The organism is Acetobacter papayae JCM 25143, from assembly GCF_000613285.1.
Taxonomy (GTDB): domain Bacteria; phylum Pseudomonadota; class Alphaproteobacteria; order Acetobacterales; family Acetobacteraceae; genus Acetobacter; species Acetobacter papayae.
Genome location: NZ_BAIN01000008.1, coordinates 63,545 through 72,813, shown reverse-complemented (window position 1 = coordinate 72,813; position 9,269 = coordinate 63,545). Strand labels below are relative to the sequence as shown.

The following is a 9,269-nucleotide window of genomic DNA, read 5'->3' as shown; positions in this document are numbered from 1 at the left end:
CACACGCATTTTTTTCATTTTTTTTACACCACCCTCATTCCGGCTAGAACGAAGGGACCTCCCCCGGGATATCCTTACATTATAATGCGGTTAGAAGATGATAGCCCGAACACCCTATGACAGTCATAGCCAGCCAGAGGGTGCAGCCTGTTAAGATTCGGCGCTTCATTGGAAACGATTGATTGCCCCATAAGAAGGGCGACCTCGCCCGCATGACGGGTAACAACAATTATTTCGCTACGTTTCAAGTCAATGAGGCCGATAAACAGCCGATTTGACCCTATATAAGCCACGCTCTGACACACGCCTCTGATATCGGAAGAGCCGGTTTCTAAACGAAGTTCTGGTAAATGGACGCATAGGGCACACAGAGGTTCCCCTGCTTTCCCTCTTTATATGCTCCCTCCCCCAATCCTCCCTCTCGACACACACCCAAGCGTCGCGCAGCCCCCTTATGGCGGTATGACACTTTCATAAATCTTCAAAAAGACTATATACGCCTCACGCCCACGCCTGATGCGAAGGTGGGCTGATACCGCGTTGGCTTACCAGCGCGCTTACTGATTATCTTCGAATGGCCTGCTGATGAACACGATGAATCCTGTTTCCATGCACACGTCGAACGTGGCGCTCAAACCAGTGCCTACAGCGTCTGGACAGCCGCGCCGTTACGGAGACTTCGCGACTTTCCCTGCTGCACTGGACTATGCCGCACAAGGCACTGCCGGATTTAACATCTATTCCGGCAAGGGCGAGCTTCTGGAAGCCCTGCCCTACAGCACGCTGCGACAGCAGGCGATTGAAACCGGCCTGCGCCTTCTTGGCATGGGCCTGCAACCGGGAGACCGGGTGGCCATTGTGGCGGAAAGCGATGGTGATTTCGCCCGCATTTTCTTTGGTTGCCAGTATGCCGGGCTTGTAACCGCCCCTCTGCCCCTGCCTGTCGCCTTTGGTGGGAAAGAAGCATATCTGAGCACGCTGCGCGGCATGATCCGTAGCGCTCAGGCCAGCGCGGTCATTATTCCCAATATCATTGAGGGCTGGACGGACGAGATCGTCAGTGGCCTTGGCCTTGTGTTTGCTGGTTCCCCTGCGGAACTGATGGAACGCATTGTGCCGGATATGCCCTTGCCTGAAATCAAGCCGGAGGCTCTGTCTTACCTGCAGTTTTCTTCGGGCAGTACGCGCTTCCCCATGGGGGTATGCGTCACCCAGCAGTCCGGCATGGCCAATGTTGCCGCGATTGCGCATGATGGCCTGCGCGTTCATGAAACCGGCGATCGCTGCGTATCATGGTTGCCGCTGTATCATGACATGGGCCTTGTCGGCTTCTTCCTGACGCCCATGACGTGCCAGTTGACGGTCGACCTGCTGCCCACGCGTGAATTTGCCCGGCGTCCGCATGTGTGGCTTGACCTGATCAGCCGCAACCGGGGCACTATCGCTTACAGCCCCTCTTTTGGGTATGAGCTGTGCGCCCGTCGCCCCGCGGCTGAAGATCTTGACCTCTCCTGCTGGCGGGTGGCCGGGATTGGTGGTGATATGATCCGCCCCCATATCCTGCAGGAATTTGCTGACCGCTTTGCCACCGCCGGTTTCCGGGCTGAAGCCTTTGTGGCCAGCTACGGCATGGCGGAAGCAACGCTGGCTATCAGCTTTGTGCCGCTGGGTTCGGGCATCAAGACCGACACAGTTGACCTGCCCCGGCTTGAAAATGACGGGGTGGCCCGCCCGCCAGTCGATAGCGACACCCCGGCCCGTACGTTTGTTGTCTGTGGTCAGGTTCTGCCTGGCCATCAGATGGAAGTGCGCGGCCCCAACGGACGCGTGCTGGCGGATCGGGAAGTTGGCACCATCTATGTGCGTGGCCCAAGCCTTATGAGCGGTTACTTCCGTATGGAAGAGGAAACCCGCAAGGTTGTGGACCGCGATGGCTGGCTGAACACCGGCGACCTTGGATACATGCTCAACGGGCAGATTGTGGTGACTGGCCGCGCCAAGGATCTGATCATCATCAACGGTCGCAATATCTGGCCGCAGGATCTGGAATGGTCGGCCGAGACGCATCTTTCGGCTCTGCGTAGCCGTGATGTAGCGGTGTTTTCGCTCGAAAAGGGCGACCATGAAGAAATCGTGGCCCTGATTCAGTGCCGCGCCTCCGACCCCGATACACGCGAAGGCCTGCGTAGCGAAGCCTCCAGCCTGTTCCGGCGCCTGCATGGTGTCGATGTATCGGTGGTTCTGGTGCCGCCGCGCACCCTGCCCCAGACATCGTCTGGCAAGCTGACCCGTGCCAAGGCCCGCACCATGTATCTGAATGGTGCGTTTGAACCTCAGCCCGAAATGGCCTGACCCCATTGCCGCTCCGGCTTATGCGGGAGCGGCAATGGCATGTTTGCGGGCTGGCACTGGCCAAGCCCGCTTTTTTCTCGCATAAGGCGGCACAGCGGGCGCAATCCCGGTTGTACTGATTGCCTGAAAAGGACAAAGGATCTGACATGAGCGAGACCGTTGAAGGCGTTTCCGCGCTGATCATCCAGAAGCTGCTTTCCAACCCGAAAGTGCCTCGTGACATCAATGGCGACTGCAAGATCATGGAAGATCTTGCGTTTGATTCCCTTGCCGTCATGAACTTTGTCATGGAAGTGGAAGATAGCTTGGATGTCTCCGTTCCGCTCGACAAGCTGGCGGATATCCGTACGATCAACGATCTGGCTGCCTGCGTCGTTGATCTGAAGAGCAAGGGGTAAGCCTGAATGGCATCGCTGTTTTCCAAATATGAAGGCCTTGCAGGCTCACTCGGCGCGGTGGTGGCAGCCGGTGGCCGCAACCCCTTTGCTGTGGTGATTGAAAAGCCTCTTTCATCGACCGTAGGGGTTATTGAAGGTCGGGAAACCCTTCTTTTCGGAACCAATAACTATCTGGGCCTGAGCCAGTCCGAGCGCGCCATCAAGGCGGCGCAGGCTGCGGCAGAAGTCTTTGGTGTTGGCACCACCGGTTCGCGCATTGCCAATGGCACGCAGTCGCTGCACCGCCAGCTTGAACGCAAAATTGCCGATTTTTTCCGCCGTCGTGACGCCATGGTCTTTTCTACCGGCTATCAGGCAAATCTGGGCATGATTTCCGCCCTGGCCGGTAAAGACGACTATCTGCTTCTGGATGCTGACAGCCATGCCAGCATTTACGATGGCAGCCGCCTGAGTGCCGCACAGGTTATCCGGTTCCGCCATAACGACCCTGATGATCTGTACAAGCGTATCAAACGGCTGGATGCGCCTGACGCAGCCAAATTGGTGGTGGTTGAGGGTATCTACTCCATGACCGGGAATGTGGCCCCTGTTGCGGAATTTGCTGCGGTCAAGAAAGAAACCGGTGCCTACCTTCTGGTGGACGAAGCGCATTCCTTCGGCGTGCTGGGCGAACATGGCCGGGGCAGCGCCGAAGCGGACGGTGTGGAAGCTGATGTTGACTTCATTGTTGGCACCTTCTCCAAAAGCTTGGCACGGTTGGTGGCTACTGTGTATCCGACCACCCGGAACTGGAACTGGTGCGCCTGAACTGCCGCCCCTACATGTTTACCGCATCACTGCCGCCGGAAGTCATTGCTGCAACGGCCGCGGCACTGGAAGAAATGCAGGAACACCCTGAGCTGCGGACCCAGTTGATGGACAATGCAGCCCGTCTGCATGCGGGCTTTGTGCAGCTTGGCCTGAATGCCAGCCAGCGGGTCAGCCCGGTTATTGCCGTAACGCTGGAAACGGTGGAACAGGCCATTCCCATGTGGAACCGCCTGCTGGAGCTTGGTGTATACGTCAATCTCAGCCTGCCCCCTGCAACGCCTGATTCGCGTCCGCTTCTGCGCTGCTCGGTTATGGCCACGCATACGGCTGCCCAAATCGATCAGGCACTTGAAATATTCAGGCAGGCCGCTGAGGATTGTAGCGTTCCGCTATCCGCCGCGGCCTGATCAGCGCAGCCGGAAAAGGCCGCGTCGCCAGAGCCTGAACAGCACAGGGGGCGCGGCCAGTAATGGGTGTTTTTCAGCAAAGGGGGAGACCTCGATGCTGATCCCACTATGCCTGCGAATTTTCCATGCGGCGTAGCGCGCCCCTCCGGCAAACGTAAATGCGGCTTTGGCAAGGCGCAGGATATTGAGCGGACGCCCCAGCGTAACCCGCACAGCCCACGCCCGTTTCCCGGCCTCTCTTTCATGGTTCGGCAGGACAGGGCGTAGTTTCTCGCCCGTTTTCGTAACCTCTATGCCAGCCAGAGCCCAGCAGGCTGAAGCAGCGCTTCATACCGATGAGGCCACGCTTCTACAATACTGCCTGAACGGCCATTTTTTTCCACTCTGAGCTCAGCCGCATAGGTGTTGGCGTATAGCCCTTCCCAGAATGCAGCAGGTGCTCCCTGCTCCGGCCCCAGAAGGGCAGCCCAGCGCGCAGCCGTTACGTGCGCCTGCATGATGCAGGCACCAATACGCCCCGCTGCCTGAATGTCCCTTGACCAGACCAGACGTGAAGGCTGGGAAAACCGCGCCCACAGAGTGGTGTCATATGTCGCAAAGCCTGTCAGTTTTCTGAACTGCGCCAGTGTCAGAATAGCGACTTTGGCCCGCATTCCCTGACCGTTTACGCTCTGCTCGTGATATTCGACGTTCGGCGGCAGAATGGCATTGCATTGCCGTGCAAGAAAGGAGCGGGGCCAGTCTGCCTGACGTTCTACAATAATATAAAAATCCAGCAGGGTGTCTTCACCCACCCCACCCCGCAGACCCGATCCGTAAAACAGCACGCCTAACGGTTGGGTATCCCCCAGCATCTGAACGACAAAATGCCGCACAAGATCCTCTACAGGGGTGGCGAGTTCATGGGCCAGCAATGTGCCGAGGGTTGTCCGTGCCTGACAGGCCTGAACGGGATGCCTGACTGCCCTACGGCTCATTGGCACAAAAAGCTGATTTGTGGCCCGGCGGTAATGGTCAGGCAGCCATCCGTCCCCGGTTCGAGTATCTCGCCATCCAGCACAAAGGCGTGCTTCATTTTAAGATGCAGGCTTTCCGCCATCCCGCTGCGATATTGCGGAGAGCGACGCATCCATGACGGTGCGCGCCCGCGCAGCAGATGCCATATCGCCATCAGGAGCCTTCTGGGCCTTGCGGCCACATCCAGATAGGCCATGCCCTCATCGGATGTGCTCGGCTCCGTCCAGAAAGGCCATGCGCCGTGGGGTAGGCGCTGCAAACCGGTGCACAACAGAACAAAATGGCGTTCAAATGAATCCGGCGTGCCATCACGGACAAGTCCGCACGGCACGCCATCAAGCCAACGTTTTCTCTGCCGAGGCGAAAACAGCTTGCTCAGAGACAGCATCAGCGTCAGCACAACCGCCATATCATGTGCGATATTTCTCAGAATACCCGGATGGTGCGCAATATCGACCCCACGGGCAAAAGCGCCTATTCCGCCGAAAAAGCCAAGAACATCACGCCCTTCATGGCCTGCCCGTGTCACCACCAGCGGCCTGCGCCATGTCAGCGCCGTAGAGGTAAGGCCCGCCTGCACCCTGTCGCGCAGGGCATGCAGGGCCTCAACCCCACGTTGCCCAAACCCGACATCCGCCGCGATCAGGTTGGTATTGCCCGAGGCCAGAACCGCAATAACTGGCCACGATGCCCGTGGCCAGGACGAGGCATAGAGAGCGCTCAATACCGTGCCGACCGTGCCATCCCCCCCATCGATCACCAGACAGGTAACCGGGTTGGCCGCCATGCGTTCAATAAGCAGTCTCAGCTCATCAAGGGACTGTGGCGCGTAGACACGCCCATGCGTCAAGGCGCGGGCCTGTTCCAGATATTGCGGGTCCGCTTCGATATTTCTGCGGCTCTGCGGGTTATAAATGAGGGCGAAACAATTCTGCACCCGAACTCTCTTGTTGTACTGACCTTGTCTGTCAGGGCTTTTTGCCCCAACCCTACCTCGGTGATATACTGCTACATCATACAATTGTCACATGTCGCACCCTCTTGCGACAACCATTTACGGGAGACGTGACTGTTTTGGCCTGCGTCTGGATCGCCCACCTGTCAGACCTGCATCTTCCCATAACTGGCAGGCTGCAGATTCGGGAAATACGGCTCAAACGTATATTGGGTCTGTTGTCATGGCTGACCCGTAGACAGCACATACATCAGCTCTGCTGGTTGAACCGTGTCATGAGCGATGCGCTCTCCACCCACCCGAATCTGCTGGCGATAACGGGCGATCTGACCAACTTGGGAGCTTTGGTGGAATTCCAGCATGCACGGCGATGGCTGGATGAGCAGAATCTTCCCCCCACCTGATCGTGCCGGGCAACCACGAAACCCTCGTGCGCGAGAAACATGCAAAAAAATGCGCCCTGTGGGCACCATGGCTGCACCCTATAGCCCAGTATCCGCGGCTATCATGCCTGAGGGCCGCAAATATCATGCTGATTGGCGTCAATACCGCGCGCCCTTCCCTGCCGTTTCACGCAACCGGGGCTATCGGCAGAGCCCAGCTCGATCAACTGGCCGCCTGCCTGCGAGATGCCCGCTCAAAAGGCCTGTGCCGCGTTGTGCTGCTGCACCACCCTCCGGCACGTAATCTGGTTGTGTGGCGTAAACGGCTTGAAGACCTTCAAGCTCTTGAAGAGGTTCTGCGCCGTGAAGGGGCGGAGCTTGTCCTGCATGGTCATTCGCACCGCGCCACGACCACCCATATTGCCGGAACGGATATTCCCGTGATCAGTTCATCTTCCGCCTCGCATGCGCCGGGGCATGATGAAAGTGCCGCAGGGTGGAACCATATTGGTATTGAGCAGGTGCCAACGGGCTGGAAAATAACGGTGCAAAGGCGCTTTCTCACCCCCACAGAAACCATGTGCGCCAGCACGCCGCAGCATTATACACTGAGCCGCCCTATGCCTTTACCAAACGCATGACACCTTCCCCCCCCAGATTCCCGCTCATGCAGCGCGTTATTCTCTGGCTGCGCCCCGGCACGCTGGATCGCTACCTGCTGGCACAGTTGATGCCGCCTTTTCTGGTCGCTCTATCGGTGGTCATGTCTGCCCTGTTGCTTGAGCGCCTGCTGGTGCTGTTCAACCTGCTGACCACGGGCAACAGCCATCTGGTTACCTTCATTGGTCTGCTGGCGACCCTGCTGCCCCATTACCTTGGGCAAGCTCTACCCGCCGCTCTGTGCGTGTCGGTTTTTTCCATTATCCGCCGTATGAGCCAGAACGAGGAAATAGACGTGGTCAACAGCAGCGGGCGTTCCCTGCTGCGTATGATCCGCCCTTACCTTCAGCTTGGCGCTTTTCTGGGCGCGCTGTCTTTCCTGCTCTACGGCTTTATCCAGCCCCATGCGCGCTATGACTTCCGCTCGGCTTTTTACTTCGCCAGCCATGCGGGCTGGACACCGCGCATGCAGTCACGCCTGTTCGCCTCTCCCTCGCCCGCCATGACATTCACAGCCGACAAGGTAACGCAGAGCGGTTCAGAACTTTATCATGTCTTTATCCGCGACATCAAAGACGGCGAGGAACATGACATTACAGCGCGACGCGGCCATATCCGTATCGCAGATGACGGCAACGCCGTCGAAATCGAGCTGGAAGACGGCATGATCCTGACGACAAGCGCCGACGACCCACCAACCGTGGCCCTTTTCGATCATTCGACCCGTTACCTCGCCCATGCGGCGCAGGTTGTGCCATTCCGCCAACGCGGTGAGGATGAGCGGGAGCTCACATCACCAGAGCTTGTCGCAAGACTTGTCACCAACGACACAACAACCATTTCACGCCTGCACCTGCTTTCCGAACTGCATTTCCGGCTGGCGCGCTGCCTGACAGTGCCGTTCATTCCCCTTCTGGCAACAGCGCTTGCCATTACCCGCAAACGACAGCGCGATGTCATTGGGCTGCCCGCTGCATTCATCATCATGGTCGGGTTTGATCACCTGATGCAGATGGCGCACAGCATGGCCGCGACCGGCAGCGCTCCGTACTCTCCATCTGGTTGGCGGCCTTTGTTTTCATGGCACTCTGTGTCGTGCCCCTACTCTATCGCTCTGGCGTGTTTTCTCTGCTGCGCGCCAAGCTGGGAAACCGCCTGCACACCAGACAAACCCCAACGGGCAACGCCTGATGGCCAGCCACCTCTCGTCTGCCATGTCTCTCACACCCCGCGCGCCCCGATACATCCTGCTCCGGTATCTCTCCGTCACGCTGTTCGTGCGGGTCATGATCTGCTGCTCCGTGCTGGTAGGGTTGCTCGAAGTTCTGGCCCTGCTTGAGCAGACAACCCCAATCCTGCAGCGCCATCTGGGTGTGCAGGGGTTGATGCTTTATGTTGGCCTGCGCCTTCCCTTCCTGCTGTCCAACACTCTGCCTTTGCCGTGCTGATCGGCTCGCTGGTCATGCTCACGCAGATGACCCTTGCAAGCGAAACCGCCATTTTACGCGCGGCGGGGCTTTCTACACTGGGTTTTTACCTGAAACTGGCCCCCATCACGCTCGTTCTGGGTTTCATGGGGGTCATAATTGATGACCAGATCGCCCCCCGTTCGGAGCTGGCTCTGGCCATATGGTGGAACCGCACGGACCCCACCCCTGAAAACGGCCACGCTTTCTGGTTCCGCGACACCAGCCGGATCGTTCATGTTGGCTATGCGGCCGATGGTGGCGCACGTCTGGGAGAAGTGGACATCTACACTCGTGATATGGAAGGCAGGCTTACCGGCACTCTTCATGCGGCTCAGGCCAGCCATACCCCTGCGGGAGGCTGGATTCTGCATGATGTCAGCGGGCTTTCCGTGCACAACCTCGTCGCACAAGCGCAGCCCACTCAGGCCAGCGTACCGTGGGCCATGAACCTGCCTCCGGCAGAGATCATCCGGCTGGCCGCCGACAGGCACCCATTTCCACGCGCCTCATGATCGAGCGCCTGTTAGGCCATGTTCCCTCGAACGACACCCCCGCTTACCTCAAGGCGGGGTTGCTGGAACGGCTGATGCGCCCCATTTCACTTCTTGTGCTATTGTTGATTGCCATGCCGGTACTCTATATCCCTCCACGGACAGGCAGTCGAAGCTGGTTGCCTGTATGGTGTCTGGGCAGCGGCCTTCTGTTCATCGTCACACAGGGACTGTTTCGCGCCATGGGCAATGCGGGGCTCCTGCCTCCACTCATGCCGTACTGCCGGGACTGATCATCTTCACGCTGGGCGCGCTGAGCGCGCTCCT

The 9,269-nt window shown here is 58.4% G+C and carries 9 protein-coding genes and 2 pseudogenes; 9 read left to right on the top strand and 2 right to left on the bottom strand.

Annotated features, from left to right (window positions below; translation table 11 throughout):
- Positions 1-585: 585 nt before the first annotated feature.
- The 3 genes and pseudogenes from JCM25143_RS03815 to spt all read left to right on the top strand — a co-directional run bounded on the left by JCM25143_RS03815 (position 586) and on the right by spt (position 3,967).
- A complete protein-coding gene (locus JCM25143_RS03815; RefSeq protein WP_025860078.1) occupies positions 586-2,352 on the top strand; it encodes a fatty acyl-AMP ligase in 1,767 nt (588 codons plus the stop codon).
- A 146-nt stretch (positions 2,353-2,498) separates the two neighbouring features.
- On the top strand, positions 2,499-2,750 hold the full coding sequence (locus tag JCM25143_RS03810) for an acyl carrier protein (protein WP_025860077.1): 252 nt from the start codon (positions 2,499-2,501) through the stop codon (positions 2,748-2,750).
- 6 nt (positions 2,751-2,756) lie between these two features.
- Positions 2,757-3,967, top strand: a pseudogene (spt, locus tag JCM25143_RS16650) (serine palmitoyltransferase).
- On the opposite strand, the pseudogene JCM25143_RS16645 reads toward spt, so the two are convergent.
- Together JCM25143_RS16645 and JCM25143_RS03795 are read right to left on the bottom strand one after the other, a co-directional pair.
- Positions 3,968-4,944, bottom strand: a pseudogene (locus JCM25143_RS16645) (hypothetical protein).
- Positions 4,941-5,921, bottom strand: a complete 981-nt coding sequence (locus JCM25143_RS03795) for a diacylglycerol/lipid kinase family protein (protein ID WP_025860076.1) — start codon at positions 5,919-5,921, stop codon at positions 4,941-4,943. Before JCM25143_RS03795 ends, JCM25143_RS16645 begins: the two are co-directional and overlap by 4 nt.
- A gap of 293 nt (positions 5,922-6,214) precedes the next feature.
- Between JCM25143_RS03795 and JCM25143_RS24670 the strand changes: the two genes are divergently transcribed.
- Genes JCM25143_RS24670 through JCM25143_RS24660 form a run of 6 tightly spaced genes read left to right on the top strand, consistent with a single transcriptional unit; the run spans position 6,215 to position 9,235 of the window.
- Positions 6,215-6,343, top strand: coding sequence for a metallophosphoesterase family protein (locus JCM25143_RS24670; protein WP_267879913.1), 129 nt, complete (start codon positions 6,215-6,217; stop codon positions 6,341-6,343).
- A 2-nt stretch (positions 6,344-6,345) separates the two neighbouring features.
- The gene (locus JCM25143_RS16640; protein WP_051542844.1) at positions 6,346-6,963 is read left to right on the top strand and encodes a metallophosphoesterase family protein; all 618 of its coding nucleotides are present in this window, start codon (positions 6,346-6,348) and stop codon (positions 6,961-6,963) included.
- Between the two features lie 26 nt (positions 6,964-6,989).
- Positions 6,990-8,321 (top strand): LptF/LptG family permease, encoded by a 1,332-nt coding sequence (locus JCM25143_RS16635; RefSeq protein ID WP_234394932.1) that lies wholly within the window; start codon positions 6,990-6,992, stop codon positions 8,319-8,321.
- The gene (locus JCM25143_RS23340) at positions 8,269-8,430 is read left to right on the top strand and encodes a hypothetical protein (protein WP_234394931.1); all 162 of its coding nucleotides are present in this window, start codon (positions 8,269-8,271) and stop codon (positions 8,428-8,430) included. Before JCM25143_RS16635 ends, JCM25143_RS23340 begins: the two co-directional genes overlap by 53 nt.
- 14 nt (positions 8,431-8,444) lie before the next feature.
- A complete protein-coding gene (locus tag JCM25143_RS24665; protein ID WP_267879912.1) occupies positions 8,445-8,963 on the top strand; it encodes an LptF/LptG family permease in 519 nt (172 codons plus the stop codon).
- A complete protein-coding gene (locus tag JCM25143_RS24660; protein ID WP_035370431.1) occupies positions 8,960-9,235 on the top strand; it encodes an LptF/LptG family permease in 276 nt (91 codons plus the stop codon). The genes JCM25143_RS24665 and JCM25143_RS24660 overlap by 4 nt, the downstream gene beginning before the upstream one ends.
- The last annotated feature ends 34 nt before the right edge of the window (positions 9,236-9,269 follow it).